The organism is Hominisplanchenecus faecis (genome assembly GCF_020687205.1).
In the GTDB taxonomy this organism is placed as follows: domain Bacteria; phylum Bacillota; class Clostridia; order Lachnospirales; family Lachnospiraceae; genus Hominisplanchenecus; species Hominisplanchenecus faecis.
The window spans coordinates 18628-35302 of record NZ_JAJEQE010000001.1 but is presented as its reverse complement, the minus strand read 5'-3'; the positions used below and the strand labels follow the sequence as shown (position 1 = coordinate 35302).

Below are 16675 nucleotides of genomic sequence, written 5' to 3'. Positions count from 1 at the left end.
GAAACGTGTGGCGGTGATGGAGTAAATCTGTCACCGCTATTTTAGGAGGTGCGACAGATGATCGTAACACTGGAAGAGATGAAGCAGTATTTGCGAGTGGATTTTTCCGAAGATGATCAATTGTTGACGGACCTGATTACTGCTGCGGAAAGCCTGTGTATGGATATTCTTCGTACCGATGATATCCTGGTTCTTTCGGATTCCGATAAGGGAAGGATGGCAGTGATGTATGCTATCGCATACCTTTATGAGCATCGAGAAGAAGCGGATCATCATGCACTCACGCTTACACTCCGGACACTTCTGGAGGGAGATCGAAAGGCGGGATTTTAAATGAACATTGCATTATTAAATCTCAGGATCACTTTTCAGAAAAATGTGATTGTCTCAGACAAAATTGGAAACCGGAAAAACACATGGGAGGATTATTTTTCCTGCTATGCCACGATCAGTGGAGAAAGTGGTACGGAAACTGCTACTGCCGGTCAGACAATTCCAACGGGAACAGCTGCATTTACTGTTCGATATTGTAAAGATGTGGCAGCGGTAACCACCGATGATTTTCGGATTGTATGTGGCGATGAGCTGTATAACATCACCAATATTGATCACATGAATCATAAGCGAAAAGCACTTAAGTTCGGTGTGAAGAAAGCGAGGCGGTAGGCATGAGTCGAAGAGTCTCCGTCGATCAGATGGCAAGTGCGGTCATGAAGCAGCTAAATGAATATGCGAATTTGACTTCAGATGGTGTGAAGTCCGCAGTAAAAAAGGCTGCCAAGACCGTCAAAACAGAAACACAGGCGGGAGCTTCCTCTGCAACCGGTGCTTATAAAAAGAGCTGGGCCACAAAGAATACAAAGGAAACCGCTCATTCCTTGGAGGTGACGGTTCATTCCAGAAACCGGTATCAGTTGGCACACCTTTTGGAGTATGGTCATGCAAAAAGGGGTGGAGGCAGGGTGGCTGCCAGACCTCACATTGCTGCAGCGGAGCAATCAGGAATCCAGCAATTGGAACAAGAGATTGAGAGGTGTATTCGGAATGGATAAATTACTGCAGATCTTAGGGGAAGCGGGGATCCCGTTTGCCTATGATCATTTTGCAGAGGGTGAATCTCCGGATCCACCTTTTATCTGCTATTTGCTTCCCGGTACCAATCACTTTGGTGCAGACGGGAGAGTGTATTACAAAATCAATGAAGTGCATATTGAGCTCTATACTGACAGCAAGGACCTGGAGATAGAGCATCAATTGGAAGCTGTGCTGGATAAGCATGGCATTTTTTATGATCGATCCGAGGTGTGGATAGATAGCGAGAAACTATATGAAGTCCTATATTCCTTTGAAATAGAGGCATAAGAGTCATGGGAAATAAAGTTAAATATAATTTGAAAAATGTCCATGCTGCTAAGCTGACCACAGAAACCGTAGATGGAGTTACATCCTACAAATATGAAACTCCAAAGGCTATCCCTGGTGCAGTAAGTATCAGCTTGGACGCAGAAGGAGATACCAATCCGTTTTATGCAGATGGTATCGTGTATTTCCGTTCGGTAGCCAATAACGGATACAGCGGTGAGCTTGAGATCGCATTGATTCCAGAATGGTTCCGTACCGAGATCCTGAGAGAGCAGTTGGATAAGAATGGTGTCCTGGTGGAGCGTTCAGACTTTGCGCAGACAGAGAAGTTTGCTCTTCTGTTTGAGTTTGATGGTGATGCAAGGGCAATCCGTCATGTGATGTATAACTGCACAGCATCTCGTCCTTCGATCGAATCCGAAACCAAGGAGGAGAGCATCGAGCCTGGAACAGAGAAACTGACGCTGAAAGCGGATCCGAGAGAAGATGGCCTGGTAAAGAGCCGTACCGGAGATACCACAGATGCGAATGCTTATGCAAACTGGTACAAAACGGTCTATGCTCCTGCAGTAGATGCGGGTAGCGAAGAGACTGAGTAAGGAGGACGAAAGGATGTTACAGAAAACAGTGAATGTGAATGGAGTGGAGGTAATGTTTCGCTCCTCTGCCACCATTCCGAGATTATATCGTTTGAAATTTGGTAGAGATATTTTTAAGGATCTGGCGAAGCTGGAAAAATCCTATAAGGGGAAAGCAAACGAAGGAGCAGAATTTCAGATCGATGATTTGGAGATCTTCGAGAATGTTGCCTATGTGATGGCTTATCATGCGGACAACAGTATTCCGAGCAACATCGATGAATGGCTGGATCAGTTCGAAATGTTCTCCATTTATGAGATTTTACCGGAGATTCTGGAACTGTGGGGCTCCAATCTCCAGACAGATATTGAGTCTAAAAAAAACTTCCAAAAAGTAGCAGGGAGATGACAACTCCGTTATTCCTCCTGCGCTGTATAGAGATTGGGATTTCCATTTCTGATTTGGATCGACTCAGTATTGGCCTGGTTCTTGATATCTGGTCAGAGAAGAGCAATGACAGTGTGAAATATCAGAAGATTGCAACGCAGGAAGATTTTGATAAATTCTGATGTTGATTGATAAGTTTTTATGGTAGAATCAAAGTGTTAGGAGAATTAAAGAAGCCTAACACTTTGAGATTAAACAGAAAGGACAGTTCTGATTGTCTACTTGATGATTAGCGGATAAAATATAATGGAAAAAACTTTTGAAGGAAAACAGATATCATTTTATGATATTTGTGAATATATAGATGGATGCGGAAGTAGTAAACTTAAAAGTCTTGTCAAGAATATTTGCATAGGTGGTATGCTTTTTCTACCAGTAACATTTGCAAAATATACGGGATATCACTCATTTATTAATGAAATTGCCACAGGTGCTACACTTGTCGGAGCTGGTGTTTTTAATATCTTAGGATCGGCTCTTAATGATTTATTTGCATCAAAAAAATATGACAAAGAAATGTATATCAGAATGCAAACTGTATATCAGTTAAGTTTTTACTCTTCTTTATTTGAAGCCATATGTGAGGAATTGGAAGCAGAAAATGTAATTGATCTATTTGAAAAAAACGCTTCGGAAGATTTGTATGATATTTTATATGATGAAGAAAATGAAGAGGATATTTTTATCTCCTTTAATTCAATAGATGTGGTAAGAAGAAATTACGTTACTCTAACTGAAGAATTTAGAGAACGATTTTATTCAACAGAAGAAATTAAGGAATTATTCGTGTGTTCGGAAGAGCAAAAAGAATATTTTGATTATAAGATCACTAATATTCCTGAAGTAGCAATAAAGAAATTCAGAAACCAAATACTCAATCTTATTACAATTCATAAAGAATTAGAATGTTGGATTTCGATGAATATTTTTGCGAATATTCAGGATGAGATTAAGAAACTTCCAGATTCAATTGTAGAGCATATTTCAGATAAGGTTGTAAAAAATATGCGGACACAGGAGGTTCTTGATAGGGAACTATTACAACAAAAGCAAGAAAGGTATTTTTATCTGTTTGAGAGTGATGATTGTGAAGTTGAAACGGTGTTTACGCTGAATAATTATTATATTACTGAAATTGAATCAAAAGAAGCTAGCTCTCATATTCAAAGTTTCAATAATATTATTGATCTTATTAATAGACAAAGGTATTTGTTAGTTACAGGGCCCTATGGAAGTGGAAAAACAACATTATTGAAACGCCTATATCTTGAATATAGAAGAAGAGGAACAGTGGTTTATGCCTTTGATGCGAGGGATTTAGTCGAAACTGTTTGTAGCGGACGTGAGTTTGAATTTAATCGGTTTTTTGATTGTGTTTGTGATGTAGATGCTATTATTCTTATTGATGCATTGGATGATTTAAATGTTGCACATTCTACTGGATCCGACATAAGCTTACTCGAAACTTTTATAGGATGCATGTTCAATTATTTAAAGAGAAATAAAAGAATTTCTTTTGTAGTTGGATCACGTGAGTATGCATATATAGGTGATACTAAAGAAGATTCGGTTGCAGAAAAATTCTTTTATTACACGGAGAACCATCAGGAGATGAAGTTTTTAAAAGCCTCCTGGTTTGAGGCCGCTGATGTGAATAACTGGATAGATAAATATCCTATGAAAAATGGTGTATATCTGAATAAGAGAATAATAAAAGATGAAAATAAAAAAATAACAAATGCACTCCATAATCCGCTGTTTTTGTATGCATTTATTAAACAGTATGAGGAAACAAAAGAGATAAAAGCACATGAGGGATATTATTATTATTATGAAAAATTTATAGATCAAACAATACAAGGGAAATACCATTATGAGGCTTTAGGTAGAGCGAATGTAATTTCAGACAATGTAAAAAAATATAAAAATTTATTGCAGAAAATAGCATATGATATTTTGAATACAAATTCTAATAGAATTCGGAGTATTATTAACCCACTACAAGTATTAGACGATGAACCGCTATTAGCAGAAAAACTGCAAGAGCATAAATTTTGCATAACATTTGAAGATTTTTCACAAGCAACAAAGGAGTGCTTTGATCAACTTAAATCAGAAAGTATTGATAAGGCTAACTTTATTAATTGCTATTTTTTGAAGGTTGTTGGTAATACTATTTTTTTTACAGATGTAAATATATTGTTTTCGTTGGCATCGGAGAGGATATATTTACAGTTGATGGAATTGACGGAAAAAGAAGCGTTTGATTTATGCGATTTAGACAGATTGGATGTGATCGATTTTTACCCACAAGTAATAGATTATGTTCTTTATAAAATCAGCACATCGGGCGATAAAAAAGCTCTTAGGGTATATTTGAGATCCTTTGTTTTGAATAGAGATATTAGAAATCGTATAGATGTCGCGGGAAAAAATACTAAAGAAATAGGGGAAACATTTGCGCAAATCTTGATGATGTATATCTTGTTCTTTAAGTTGTGTAAGAATACTTTTTCGGATGAATATGGGCATATATTTAAAGAAATGATTTTTTATGTAAATGCGTATAAAACATATTCACACGAAAACATGTCTAGTAAAGAAATATTTACGGTAGAGCGATATTTTATGCGAAATGTGTTAACTGATATTTTCTTGAAACGTGTAAACCTCAAACATTTTAATTTTAAAGGAAGCGTCATCCGAGATTCACGATTTATGCAGTGCAAATTAATGGATACCTCTCTACAAGATTCAGAATTGCAAGGCAAAATAACATTTGATTTATGCGAATTTAATGATGTAAATATGAAAACTAAAAAAATTGAAGAGGATAATAGCGTATTATTTAGAGATTGTATTGTCAAAAAAATGGAGTTGACTTCGCGGAAGCGGTGTAGATTTATTAGATGTTTTGTTGAGCATATTAATATTGATTTCCGGAATGGAGATCAGATGATTTTTGAGAAATGCCTTATTAAAAACATTAATATAATAGCTGAACAATTTAAACCATCGGATGTAAAAATAATTTTTAGTGCTTGCACGTTTGAAACACAAATTGACTTAACTAAGTATGAAGGAAAAATAGAAATTAAATCAAAAAGCATAAATCTGAAAGGAGGAAATTTGTTTAAAGGGATTATTCAAGATAGAATTACTGGTCTTGATAAAATATTATAATAAAAAATAATTTTGTTTTATATAGGAGCATCAGCCGTGAGGTTGGTGCTTTCTTTCGGCTTGGTGAAATCCGGACTTTTTTCATGTCCTTTTTTAAGAGAGGGGGTATCGCTGTATGGCAAGCAGAATTAAAGGTGCAAATTCCGGCTCATCTGACCACGCATTCCGCTAAGAGCTGATCAGTCTTTCCGGATGTAACTGAACGCGTTTCCGCTTCAGCTGATCAATAAGTTTTCAACGTGTTATAGTTCTTTCGTAGTCATCAAATGATTGCGAAAGGAGGCATAACTATGCAAGACTACAACACGATTATCGGCTCCATCCAGATGCGTTTGAATGGATGCCAGACCAGGTCCGTTATGGACCGTTACAAGATTGGCTCAGGTACATTAAATCTGATCATGAGCCGATACCATGCCAACGGAATCCCAATCGAGGAACTCCGAATGATGGCACCTAAGAAAGTTGAGAACCTTTTCTATCCGCAGAAAAATCTACAGAGGAAAGATGTCCCACTTCCAGATTTCCAGTATTACTATGACAGAATCCATGCACCAGGGAGCCGCATGAACATTTCGTTCTGTTGGCTGGATTATAAAGAAAAGAATCCTGATGGTTATGAGAAGTCACAGTTTTACGAATACTTCAACCGATTCATAGCAGAAAACTATGGTGGCCAGAAGGTATCAATGGCCGTAAACCGAATCCCGGGTGAAAAGATGTATATCGACTGGGTCGGTGATCAGCCGGAACTGTTAACAGATACCGAAACGGGCGAGATCAAAAAAGTCCATATCTTTGCGACCACTCTTGGAGTCAGCAGCCTGATCTATGCAGAAGCTTTTCCAAATGAGAAGCTCCCATGTTTTATAGAAGGCTGTGCCCATGCTGTTTCATTTTATGGTGCTGTTACGAAATACTTTGTGCCCGATAACCTGCGAACTGCTGTAACCAAGCACACAAAGGATGAACTTATCCTGCAGTCTACATTTGCAGATCTGGAAGATTTCTATGAAACTATAGTTCTTCCACCACCCGCTAGAAAGCCGAAAGGCAAGCCTACAGTTGAAAATCATGTACGTTATCTTGAAATACACCTGGTTGCGAAACTGAAAGAAAAGATATATATATCATTTGAAGACCTGAATGCTGAAATCAAAAAAATAGTAGCAGTCCTCAATAAACGATCTTTTCAAGGCAAGGATTTCTCAAGACAGGATGCTTTCGAAAAGTATGACAAACCATGTATGAAACCACTGCCAGGCGGATGTTACACGGCTTGTGACTATAAAGCGGTCCTAAAAGTTCCCAACAACTACCACATCGAGTATGACGGCCACTACTACTCCGTATTGTACTCTTACTGTGGCAAGCCTGCAATCCTGAAGGCAACCGCTTCAGAGATCAGAATCTGTGATCAGTATAATCGGCTGATCTGTACACATAAGCGGTCTTATAGAGAGTCTCCGCTGTATATCACGGTAGATGAACATATGCCGCCAGAACACCTTTATTACAAAGAAGTCAATTCAAAGGATGGTAATTATTACCGCCGCTGGGCTTCTGCCATTGGTCCTGCGATGTCAGAACTGATTGACAGACTCCTTAAATCATCAAAACATGAAGAGCAGTCTTATAATGCCTGTGCAGGTATCCTGCATAAAGTAAAAACAATCCCGAAAGGTGCTGCTGAAGAAGTTGCCCGTAAATGTATAGAGATCAATTCCTGTAAGTATTTTACCTTCAAGCAGATGCTGAAAAAGATGGATGTGAAGGAACTCCCCGAGCATTCACCAGGAACACTGCCCAATCATGAAAATATCAGAGGAAAGGACTACTATAAGTAAGGGTGACGTACTATGGCATACCGATTAAAAGACTATCTTTATAACGATAAACTCACAAAGGAACAGAACATACTCATGGATCGGCTGTATAAACTTCGCATGTCCGGTATGGCTGAAGCATTTGAAAAGCAGCTGCTGGAACCAAACACAGGTCTCGAACCATTTGAAGTCCGCTTTGCTGCTATTGTAAATCAGGAGTGGGATCAGCGTGAGAGTAAAAAGTTTAAACGTCTCATGAAGAAAGCGACCCTGAAATATCCTGCAGCTGATCTTGACAGTTCAATCTATGATCCAGAACGTCAGCTGAATACACACGTCATAGAACTTCTGGCCAAGTGTGATTGGATCGATGAGCCGAATAACCTGCTGATGACCGGAGGGGCCGGTGCTGGGAAAACGCACATCGCCTGTGCCTTATGTATCACAGCAATGCATCAGAACCGTACTGTTAAATACATACGTGCGAACACGCTCTTAAAGGAATCAGATCATGCCAGGCAGGAAGGTACTTACTTTGAGTATTCGAATGAAATGGCCGCTTATGATCTCATGGTGATAGATGATTTCGGCTTAATGGATCTGGACATCGAGAAATGCCGCGATTTATTTGAAATCATCGAGTCCAGAGACTGCTGCAAGGCAACTATTATTATCTCACAGATTCCAGTATCCGGATGGTATCAGCTTTTTGGGGATTCCACCTACGCAGATGCCTGCTTAAGTCGAATGACATCTAAGGCATATCGCCTTGAATTTCCTGGCAGGGATCGCAGAATAACCAATAGTAATTAATCAACCTGCTGAGCTTTGCTCAGTTTGAAGCGAAATGGCGCTCCGTTCCTCTGGAACGGATGCGCAGTTCTTGCGGAATATGCATTCATCCTGCATCCATGCATGATTCCCACGGATTTCTTAATGCTTTTTCAGGATGAAACGCTTTCTTACGGATTTTCATGTAGAAAAACTCCTGCTTGATTCCGCCCATGACGCAATGCCTTATTATCAGTACTGCAAGCACAACGGTATCATACCTTTTATCGACCTGAATGAAAAACGTAGGATTAAGGAAAAATACAAAGACGACTTTACCATTGGAAAGGATAGCATTCCTGTCTGCAAAACCGGCAGCCGTTGTCCCCTTGTCAGCCGCAAATATGGCTGTTCCTGCGACTCTTCGTGTTCTGGTTCAAAATACGGAAGAACTGTACATTTATCCAGGAAAGATAATCCACATCTTATAAATATACCGACTCGTGACAGTGAGCAATGGAAAAAGGAGTACAATGCCAGAGTTTCGCTGGCATCATACTATTATAAAAGTGTGGAAAGCCTTATTTTCCTTATATTTTTTAGAAAAAAACACATAAAAGAAAAACGGAAAAAAGCTTGACTTGTCTGCAGGTGAAATATATATTAAAAACGGATTTATCTAAAAAGGGGATACGCATCTTGCGGAGAAGAAGTTTCACCCGAACGTGTGCTGTCATGTATCGAAGATACATGATAAAAGCTAAAATACTTTCAGTATCATATAAAAAGAGATCAGGAGGGACCAAATGAAAAAGAGACACGTACAAAAAATGTTGACGATGGCATTGACTGCAGCATTGATCTGCAGTTCAGTACCGGTATCTGCGGAGACCGTTTCGGAGAATGAAACAGCCGTGACTGTAGATACAGCAGCAGAACAGGAAACGGCAGAAAAGCCGGAGCTGGAAGCAGATCAAGCAGAAACGGAAGATACAGAGGTTGAGGATGGAAAAGAAGGATATCTGTCCTATTGCATTTATCAGAAACCGGATGAAACAAAATATGTGGAAATAACAAGGTGTGATTATAATGCAAAGGGAGCTGTAAAAATACCCACGAAAATTAAGGATATTAAAGTAACGAGCATAGGGAATGAAGTATTTTTTGGCTGTAGCGAGTTAACCAGCATAGAAATCCCGTCGAGTGTAACGAGCATAGGGAATTTTGCATTTTCTGGCTGTAGCGGGTTAACCGGCATAGAGATCCCGTCGAGTGTAACGAGCATAAGGGATTATGCATTTTCTAGCTGTAGCGGGTTAACCGGCATAGAGATCCCATCGAGTGTAACGAAGATAGGGGAAGCTGCATTTTCTGGCTGTAGCGGGTTAACAAGTATAAACGTAGAAGCTGGCAATGAGGTCTATGACAGCAGAGATAACTGTAATGCCATTATAAAAAAAGCGACGAATACTCTTATACAGGGCTGTAAAAACACAAAAATCCCGTCGAGTGTAACGAGCATAGGGAATTATGCATTTTATGACTGCAGCGGGTTAACCGGTATAGAGATCCCGTCGAGTGTAACGAGCATAGGGGATCTTGCATTTTGGTTCTGTAGCGGATTAAAAGATGTATATTATACAGGTACACAGGAACAGTGGAATGCAATCAGCTTTGGTAGTGGCGGTGATGCATTAAATGTTTTCGGAGCTTATGATGAAGACTTGCGTCAAAATATCTCAATTCCTTTTACCTTGCACTGTAACTATTCACGACCGAAACCAGATGTGCCTGCGGCTGGAACATCTCTGAAAGAGAAAACAGGCAGGGAATTTAAGGTGACAGAATCAGATGGTTCTGAAAGTAAGCCATCAGTAACGCTTACAAAGCTGTCTGCCAAGGAGAAAAAGGCAAAGAAGGTTACAATTCCCAAAACCGTTACAATTAACAATGTGAAGTATCAGGTGACAGGCATTGCGGCAAAAGCATTTAAGAACAGTAAGAAGCTGCAGACAGTTGTAATTCCTGACACGGTTACAGAGATCGGAACCGGCAGTTTTGAAGGCTGCAAAAAGTTAAAGAGCGTAACGATTGGAAAGAATGTAACCTCTATCGGAAAGAATGCCTTTAAGAATTGCAAGAACCTCAAGAAGATTACTGTGAAGAGTACAAAATTAAAGAAAGTCGGAAAAGGTGCTCTCACAGGCATCAACAGAAAATGCGTTATTAAAGTACCGAAGAAACAACTGAAGTCTTACAAGCGTCTGTTCAAAGGAAAGGGGCAGAAGAAATCTGTGAAGATCAAAAAATAGACGATAGAAGAATCCGAAAGAAATTGCGAAAAAACCGGGTTTATCAAGTTTTTTGTGTAAGTTTTAAGAAAAAATTTTATGGGGAGGGGAACCTCCCCATTGTTAGAGTTTTATACTTTTACAAATTAACTCGTCAAAGCATCCTTGGCAAGCATCTCCATTTCATCGTTTAAAGCTCTGGATTCCTGTACCAGGGCATAGTCCAGACAGGTATCGGAGTTGTATTCTTTGATGGTCTGGGCAAGTTTCCGGAGAGCAGCCATTGCCCGTTCCGGTTCCTGCAATTCTGTCAATAAGGCAGCATAATTGTTGATTTGGGGAATGCTGTTATTGGTATAAAGCAGTCGGTAACGGCACTATTTTCATTGTCTTTCAAAAGTTGCTTCATCTCCAGGATAATCTCTTTCATATCTTTCTTGTACTGGTATTTCTCCATATATGGGAAGACATACTCCAGAAACAGCAGGTACTTGGTCAGATTATCTTTTTCTATCATCCGCAAGATATTCCCGACTGTCTGAAACAGTTTTTTATAATAGCTGATGTCTGTTCCATGCATCAGACAAATTTTTTGCAGAGAATCGAGCAAAGTATGGCAGCCCGGAATATTTCAGGATCAGATGCACATTTTGTCAACAGTAATCGTTGTATAGCACAGAAGAGGCAGGAAATTGAAATAATTCTTACAAAGCTTTTTGTATGCATTAAAAAAGGTTGATGTTTCACCGGAAGAAGTAGTAATAGATCACCATTGACGAACATATTCGGTGGAGATATACTATAATCAGGACTTTTATAGACAAAATCAGATTTTAGATTGGAAAAGCTAAAACAGTAAAAGTCATGAGGGAGGAGACAGGGGTATGCAATATCGATTGTCGGAAAAAGAAAAGCAGATCGTCTCTCCGGTCAAAAAGGACTGAACCCGAAGACAAAGCTTAGTGGCAAAATATCTGGAAAAAGAAAGGAAAACAAATGAAAATTCGAGATCTGAAGGCAGTGATCGTTGATGATGCAGCTGTAAAATCGATACATATAAAAAGAGCTTTACAGTTCTGTGGTGTGGAAAATATTGTGATGTTTGACCATCAGGAGGCCTTATGGGAATATCTGGAGACAAGCGAAGCAGATCTGATTGTTACAGACATGCACTATCCACTGGCGAAAGGAGAAAAGGAAAATGAAGAGGCAGGATTTATTCTGCTGGAAAAGATGAAACAAAGAGAGCATCCGATACCGGTGATCATCTGTTCCTCGCAGAATTATCGCTCGCCGGATGCACTGGGGACGGTATGGTACAATAAACTCAGAGATATTGAGTTTGATTTTAAAGAAATTTTGGAAAATACCAACTGGGATCAGTTTCAGAGCTGAAAAAGCAGGAGGTCCTGGAATATCTTACGGAGTTTGAACGCAGAGAAGCATTCCCCCCGCTTCAAGTGTGCAGAGCACTAAGCGGTGAGTGAAGGGGGGATGCTTATGTCAGTGGGAGTTGAAAGCTCCCACTGACAGATCGCGAAGCGACTGCGTTCATGAGCAAGTCGCGAAGCGGATTGTGAATGTCCACTTTACCTGTATCAGGAAGTATCGGTAAATGGAAAAGAATATCTTCTGGTGCAGGGAGGACTTAATATTATGAAGAATTCTACTCTCAGGCGAATATGCCCAAATAAGGGAACTCAGATGTAATTGGAAAATCCCTTTCCGATGATCTCACTGCTTTTGGTAACGGTAATAAAAGCAGTGGGTTCATTTTTTTTGATAAAACGCTGCAGCAGAATTGCCTGATTGACATCGACAACGGTCAAAATAACGGTTCTCTGTGTATGAGAGTAGGCTCCCTCGGCATGATAAGTGGTTGCAGTGTGACCGAGTTCTTCTGTAATAAAATCACAAATTGGTTCCGGGTGATCACATACAATAGTAAAGAACTTGTTCAGCTTCATGCGTTCGATCACTTTGTCGATGACCAGTGTCTTTGCCATCAGCCCAAGGATGGAACAAAGTCCGGTCAGAGTGTCAAAAACGAAGAATGCCATAACTACAATGAGCAGGTCGCAGAGCAGCAAAGCGGTGGAAATGTTCATCGTGGAGTACTTTTTGATGATCATGGCGATGATGTCTGTCCCGCCTCCGGAGGCGTTCTCGAAAAAGAGCAGGGCAGCTGCGATTGCCGGCAGCAAGATCGCAAAGCAAAGCTCCAGCGAAATCTGATCGGTCAGCGGTCCTGACATCGGGAAAAGATGCTCAAAAACATTTAATAGTACCGAAGAGAGAACGGTGACGTAGGCTGTTTTCAGTCCGAAGTTTCTTCCAAGAAAAGCGAAACCGACCACCAAAAGAACCAGGTTGATGACCAGATTGATTACAGAGGCGGTAAAGGGAAGAAATTTTGCAAAAACAACAGCCATTCCGGATACTCCGCCGAAAGAAAAATTATTTGGAAATTTAAAAACATAGATGCCGATATCCATAATGAGTACGGCAACGGTAATAATAAAGTATTCTTTTAAAGTACGGGAAACGGAAGATGTGTTTTCCTTATTTTGTTCCATAGAAATCCTCCTCATTTGTATGAATCCAGACATGCAGCACCTTATTATACGCCCTGTTCTTCTTCCTGACAAGCGAATTTCTTTGACCGGATGAAAAAATTCTGTTAGAATAAAATTAAAATGCCAAAGCACATTACCAGACACCAGAAGATGCCTGTGAATTGCTTCGTTACAAAGTAACTTTTTAACATTCAGGAGAAACAAATGATTACTTTAAATGACTATTTATATTCCGGAGATACGATCTTCCGTATTCTGCAGCAGTATACCGATGCACTGCGAAAAGAGGCAAGAAAAAGTCACAATGAGATTGACATGGCACACAGCAATTTTCTGATTCTGATTAAGGGGCTGCTGGAGCACAATGATTTCCTTACTGCTCAGTCACAGCAAATCCGGGAATTTTATAAATATATGGCAAAACAGTATCCGTATCTTGCTTTTACTTTTAAAGGAAGGATCAAATCGCTGATCCGTGCAGAAGAAAAATTCAACGGTTATATTGTCTCTTATATTTATGACTACTATACAAAATACGGTAAGTACCCGTCAGTGAACAAGCTTAAGAGCCGCCTGAGCTGTTTTCGTGATTTTATCGCATACCGCATCGTGATCTGTATGCCGAAATGTCACCTGAAACAGGGAGAAGATCTGGAAACGGAGGAGCTGAAGTGCCTCTATGAGATCGCCAATGCTCTGCCGGGATTTCTTGAAGAGCGTGGCTTTGATGCAGAAGATGCAAAAGGAGTCAAACTGAGCACTTCCCCACTCTTAAATGACGATGTAAAGCCGTATTATCGCGATTATGTATGCAACAAAAGCCACAATGGATATCAGTCCCTTCATATTACATTTTACGACAACAGTTCCAGAAGCTATATGGAACTGCAGCTGCGTACCAAGCGGATGGATGACATTGCCGAGATCGGACCGGCGAACCATCTGGAATACGAAAAACGCCAGGAAAAGGAACGTATCCAGCGAGACACGATCCCGAAAGGTGAATGCATTTATTTTGATGAAGCATATGAAAGAGGCATGAAGCTTCTGAATCTGGATCTGACAAAAATAGACGTTAATATGTTCACGGCGATGAGCAAGAGCCTGATCAACGATGGCTGCGGACTGTACCATGGCAGACTGATTCTGCCGTATGAGCATCTGTCGCGTTTCCAGAATGATCTGATCGATTAAAAGACATTGAATCGCTGATCGTATCGATCGATACCGAAGGATAAATCCCCTGCAAAGAGTTTAATGCCATGCTCTTTACAGGGGATCTTTTTGTGTCTTTTGTGATATCTGTTTTTTTCAGAGGACAAACCGGATCAGACGGGTTCTGTCGAGTACAAAGATCGAGGCATCCATAAACAGATGGGCGAGCAGTGTGCTGACGATCACGCCATTTGAAGTCAGCAGAAAACCGACGTGGAAGCCAAACCAGCAGACAAAGCCGGAATAGCAGCCCATCAGGATCAGCAGGTAGAGATTTTTCAACAGTTTTGAGATGGTACTTATAAAATCTTCTGCCGTAAAATCAAAGTAGACGAATCGGCCGATCGCCAGAGAAACAAAATACAGGATCAGGGCGTCGTAGTTGGAATCGTCGTAAATAAATTTTATGTACATAAGAATTAAAATAATATAAAAGGACGACACCAGTCTTACGGAAGATTTCTGATCCGGCGGCAGATACTCAAGCGGAACTAAAAAACGATCCAGCCATCCGGTGAAAAATACGGACAGGATCAGAAAAAGCAACAGGATAAAATCCTGATATTTACTCCAGTAGAAAAATGCCTGAGGGATCCTTGCGTCAATGATATAGTAAAGGGAAAGAAACAGAAGAACCGAGGTACTGGAGAATGTCATTTCGTAAAAGCTTTCAATCATGCCGATCTCACGGAACCGGTGTCTTCTTGTGATCTCTGCCACATCGCATTCGTCCAGCCCTTCATAGTTCAGCCGCCTGTGAACCTGAAGTTTGGCTGTGATCAGTACGATGGCAAGCACGGCGATCAGTCCCATCAGCGAAACCAGCAGAAAAATGCCGATATTCTTAAAATCAAAATAGTGAGAGACATAGTAACGAGTCATACAAACACCTTCTTTCAAAATAGCAGGGCAAGAATGCCGGAGGCATTCCTGAATTTATGTACCGCAACGCCATTGTAGTACGTTTTTTCTGAAAAATCCAGTGCTACCTGTATTTTACCGGAATGGATCCTGCTTTTTCATGACAGAAAAAAGTGATGTGAGGAAATTTTGCATGCGTGCAGGGACTGTAAACGTTGACATGATATAAGCAAAAGTTTATAATTATTTACTGCAAAGTATGTCGGAAACGGCATTAAGAAGGAGGAAATGCAGTGGCAGAACAGAAGAATGGACTGGAAGGTTATTTCGTGACAAAAGGCAGTAAAAAGCTCAGATATGGCTATACAACCGGATCCTGTGCAGCAGCAGCGGCAAAAGCGGCAACCTGGATGCTTCTGTCACAGAAAAAGATTGAAAAAATCGATCTTCTGACGCCACGCGGCATTTTATTACATCTGATGCCGCTGGATGTCTGCTTTGATGAACAGCAGGCTTCCTGTGCGATCCGGAAAGATGGCGGAGACGATCCGGATGCGACAGATGGGTTGCTGGTTTATGCAGTCGTATCAAAATGCGGAAAAACAAAAAAGGAGCAGGTTTTTATTGACGGCGGAAAAGGTGTCGGGCGGATCACAAAGCCGGGGCTTGAGCAGCCGGTCGGAGCGGCAGCGATTAACCGTGTTCCCAGAAAGATGATCACGGAAGCAGTGCGTGAAGTATGCGAAATGTGTGAGTATACAGAAGGAATACAGGTCTGCATTTCCATACCGGGCGGCGAAGAAGTGGCAAAAAAAACGTTTAATCCAAGACTTGGGATTGAAGGTGGCTTGTCGGTGCTTGGCACAAGCGGAATTGTCGTGCCGATGAGTGAAAAGGCTCTGATTGCCAGCATCCGTCTGGAGATGGAGATGAAGCGAAAAAACGGTGCCAAGTATCTGCTTCTGACACCTGGTAATTACGGTGCCGATTTTGTGAAAGAAAACACAAAGCTTGATGTGGAAAGCTCGATGAAGTGCAGCAATTATGTCGGTGAGACGCTGGATATGGCAGTGGAATTAGGATTTCTGGGCGTGCTGTTTGTGGCACACATCGGGAAATTCGTCAAGGTTTCCGGTGGCATTATGAACACGCATTCCAGACATTCAGATGCAAGGGCAGAGCTGATGTGTGCACATGCCCTGCGATCCGGAGCTGATCTTGAGACGGCAAAAGCGATCCTTGAGACCATCACTACAGAAGAAGCCATGGAGATTATCAGGATGCACGGACTTCAGGATGCGGTGATGGAGCAGATGGCAGAAAAGGTGCATCAGTATATGCAGCACCGGGTAGAGGGTGCAATCCAGACAGAGGCGATCCTCTTTTCCAACCGTTTTGGCTATCTTGGTGAGACAAAAGGAGCCGAAAAACTTGCCGAAAAATTCAAATATGACTTATAAAATAATATGATTAAGTGTCAGAAGACGAAAGTGTGATTGTGCTTAAACAAATGAGCACTTTAGACTTATTGACACGCTGAACACTGAAAACGTATTAAATGGAA

18 protein-coding genes are annotated in these 16675 nt (G+C 40.7%); 14 read left to right on the top strand and 4 right to left on the bottom strand.

The genetic code is table 11. From position 1 onward, the window contains the following. Positions 1-57: 57 nt before the first annotated feature. The 11 genes from LKD42_RS00180 to LKD42_RS00130 all read left to right on the top strand — a co-directional run bounded on the left by LKD42_RS00180 (position 58) and on the right by LKD42_RS00130 (position 10480). Complete coding sequence (locus tag LKD42_RS00180) at positions 58-333, top strand: head-tail connector protein (protein WP_248834469.1); 276 nt, start codon at positions 58-60, stop codon at positions 331-333. Further along, positions 334-666, top strand: a complete 333-nt coding sequence (locus LKD42_RS00175) for a phage head closure protein (RefSeq protein WP_248834468.1) — start codon at positions 334-336, stop codon at positions 664-666. It abuts the gene before it with no gap. 2 nt (positions 667-668) lie between these two features. Further along, positions 669-1052, top strand: a complete 384-nt coding sequence (locus LKD42_RS00170; RefSeq protein ID WP_248834467.1) for an HK97 gp10 family phage protein — start codon at positions 669-671, stop codon at positions 1050-1052. Further along, positions 1045-1362: a hypothetical protein gene (locus LKD42_RS00165; RefSeq protein ID WP_248834466.1), complete on the top strand. Its 318-nt coding sequence runs from the start codon at positions 1045-1047 to the stop codon at positions 1360-1362. Before LKD42_RS00170 ends, LKD42_RS00165 begins: the two co-directional genes overlap by 8 nt. A gap of 5 nt (positions 1363-1367) precedes the next feature. Then, positions 1368-1961 (top strand): major tail protein, encoded by a 594-nt coding sequence (locus LKD42_RS00160; protein WP_248834465.1) that lies wholly within the window; start codon positions 1368-1370, stop codon positions 1959-1961. A 13-nt stretch (positions 1962-1974) separates the two neighbouring features. After that, the gene (locus tag LKD42_RS00155) at positions 1975-2349 is read left to right on the top strand and encodes a hypothetical protein (protein ID WP_195982232.1); all 375 of its coding nucleotides are present in this window, start codon (positions 1975-1977) and stop codon (positions 2347-2349) included. After that, the gene (locus LKD42_RS00150) at positions 2346-2510 is read left to right on the top strand and encodes a hypothetical protein (RefSeq protein WP_195982231.1); all 165 of its coding nucleotides are present in this window, start codon (positions 2346-2348) and stop codon (positions 2508-2510) included. Before LKD42_RS00155 ends, LKD42_RS00150 begins: the two co-directional genes overlap by 4 nt. A 124-nt stretch (positions 2511-2634) precedes the next feature. Next, positions 2635-5571, top strand: a complete 2937-nt coding sequence (locus LKD42_RS00145) for an nSTAND3 domain-containing NTPase (protein ID WP_248834464.1) — start codon at positions 2635-2637, stop codon at positions 5569-5571. A 290-nt stretch (positions 5572-5861) separates the two neighbouring features. Then, entirely contained in the window at positions 5862-7418 is a 1557-nt protein-coding gene (locus LKD42_RS00140; protein ID WP_248834463.1) for a Mu transposase domain-containing protein, read from the top strand. 12 nt (positions 7419-7430) lie between these two features. Further along, positions 7431-8210: an ATP-binding protein gene (locus tag LKD42_RS00135; protein ID WP_248834462.1), complete on the top strand. Its 780-nt coding sequence runs from the start codon at positions 7431-7433 to the stop codon at positions 8208-8210. Positions 8211-8974: 764 nt separating this feature from the next. Beyond that, positions 8975-10480, top strand: a complete 1506-nt coding sequence (locus LKD42_RS00130; protein ID WP_248834461.1) for a leucine-rich repeat domain-containing protein — start codon at positions 8975-8977, stop codon at positions 10478-10480. 125 nt (positions 10481-10605) lie between these two features. Here the strand turns inward: LKD42_RS00130 and LKD42_RS00125 are convergent, their stop codons facing one another. Beyond that, positions 10606-10743, bottom strand: a complete 138-nt coding sequence (locus LKD42_RS00125) for a hypothetical protein (RefSeq protein WP_248834460.1) — start codon at positions 10741-10743, stop codon at positions 10606-10608. Between the two features lie 26 nt (positions 10744-10769). Further along, on the bottom strand, positions 10770-10976 hold the full coding sequence (locus tag LKD42_RS00120; protein WP_248834459.1) for a hypothetical protein: 207 nt from the start codon (positions 10974-10976) through the stop codon (positions 10770-10772). Positions 10977-11455: 479 nt separating this feature from the next. On the opposite strand from LKD42_RS00120, the gene LKD42_RS00115 reads away from it, so the two are divergent. Continuing rightward, complete coding sequence (locus tag LKD42_RS00115) at positions 11456-11854, top strand: response regulator (RefSeq protein WP_215660075.1); 399 nt, start codon at positions 11456-11458, stop codon at positions 11852-11854. 305 nt (positions 11855-12159) lie between these two features. Here the strand turns inward: LKD42_RS00115 and LKD42_RS00110 are convergent, their stop codons facing one another. Then, complete coding sequence (locus tag LKD42_RS00110; RefSeq protein WP_248834458.1) at positions 12160-13035, bottom strand: YitT family protein; 876 nt, start codon at positions 13033-13035, stop codon at positions 12160-12162. Between the two features lie 204 nt (positions 13036-13239). Between LKD42_RS00110 and LKD42_RS00105 the strand changes: the two genes are divergently transcribed. Continuing rightward, a complete protein-coding gene (locus tag LKD42_RS00105) occupies positions 13240-14229 on the top strand; it encodes a nucleotidyltransferase family protein (protein ID WP_022118388.1) in 990 nt (329 codons plus the stop codon). 117 nt (positions 14230-14346) lie between these two features. Here LKD42_RS00105 and LKD42_RS00100 read toward each other — a convergent pair whose 3' ends face one another. After that, the gene (locus LKD42_RS00100) at positions 14347-15150 is read right to left on the bottom strand and encodes a hypothetical protein (protein ID WP_248834457.1); all 804 of its coding nucleotides are present in this window, start codon (positions 15148-15150) and stop codon (positions 14347-14349) included. A gap of 254 nt (positions 15151-15404) precedes the next feature. Between LKD42_RS00100 and cbiD the strand changes: the two genes are divergently transcribed. Continuing rightward, positions 15405-16571: a cobalt-precorrin-5B (C(1))-methyltransferase CbiD gene (gene cbiD, locus LKD42_RS00095; protein WP_248834456.1), complete on the top strand. Its 1167-nt coding sequence runs from the start codon at positions 15405-15407 to the stop codon at positions 16569-16571. The last annotated feature ends 104 nt before the right edge of the window (positions 16572-16675 follow it).

Excerpts from the sequence above, each read along its gene's own strand:
- LKD42_RS00170 (WP_248834467.1), top strand. The coding sequence starts at position 669 with ATGAGTCGAAGAGTCTCCGTCGATCAGATGGCAAGTGCGGTCATGAAG.
- LKD42_RS00125 (WP_248834460.1), bottom strand. The coding sequence starts at position 10,743 with ATGGCTGCTCTCCGGAAACTTGCCCAGACCATCAAAGAATACAACTCC.
- LKD42_RS00110 (WP_248834458.1), bottom strand. The coding sequence starts at position 13,035 with ATGGAACAAAATAAGGAAAACACATCTTCCGTTTCCCGTACTTTAAAA.
- LKD42_RS00130 (WP_248834461.1), top strand. The coding sequence starts at position 8,975 with ATGAAAAAGAGACACGTACAAAAAATGTTGACGATGGCATTGACTGCA.
- LKD42_RS00135 (WP_248834462.1), top strand. The coding sequence starts at position 7,431 with ATGGCATACCGATTAAAAGACTATCTTTATAACGATAAACTCACAAAG.
- LKD42_RS00145 (WP_248834464.1), top strand. The coding sequence starts at position 2,635 with ATGGAAAAAACTTTTGAAGGAAAACAGATATCATTTTATGATATTTGT.
- LKD42_RS00165 (WP_248834466.1), top strand. The coding sequence starts at position 1,045 with ATGGATAAATTACTGCAGATCTTAGGGGAAGCGGGGATCCCGTTTGCC.
- LKD42_RS00175 (WP_248834468.1), top strand. The coding sequence starts at position 334 with ATGAACATTGCATTATTAAATCTCAGGATCACTTTTCAGAAAAATGTG.
- LKD42_RS00120 (WP_248834459.1), bottom strand. The coding sequence starts at position 10,976 with ATGATAGAAAAAGATAATCTGACCAAGTACCTGCTGTTTCTGGAGTAT.
- LKD42_RS00160 (WP_248834465.1), top strand. The coding sequence starts at position 1,368 with ATGGGAAATAAAGTTAAATATAATTTGAAAAATGTCCATGCTGCTAAG.
- LKD42_RS00150 (WP_195982231.1), top strand. The coding sequence starts at position 2,346 with ATGACAACTCCGTTATTCCTCCTGCGCTGTATAGAGATTGGGATTTCC.
- LKD42_RS00115 (WP_215660075.1), top strand. The coding sequence starts at position 11,456 with ATGAAAATTCGAGATCTGAAGGCAGTGATCGTTGATGATGCAGCTGTA.
- LKD42_RS00155 (WP_195982232.1), top strand. The coding sequence starts at position 1,975 with ATGTTACAGAAAACAGTGAATGTGAATGGAGTGGAGGTAATGTTTCGC.
- LKD42_RS00180 (WP_248834469.1), top strand. The coding sequence starts at position 58 with ATGATCGTAACACTGGAAGAGATGAAGCAGTATTTGCGAGTGGATTTT.
- LKD42_RS00140 (WP_248834463.1), top strand. The coding sequence starts at position 5,862 with ATGCAAGACTACAACACGATTATCGGCTCCATCCAGATGCGTTTGAAT.
- LKD42_RS00105 (WP_022118388.1), top strand. The coding sequence starts at position 13,240 with ATGATTACTTTAAATGACTATTTATATTCCGGAGATACGATCTTCCGT.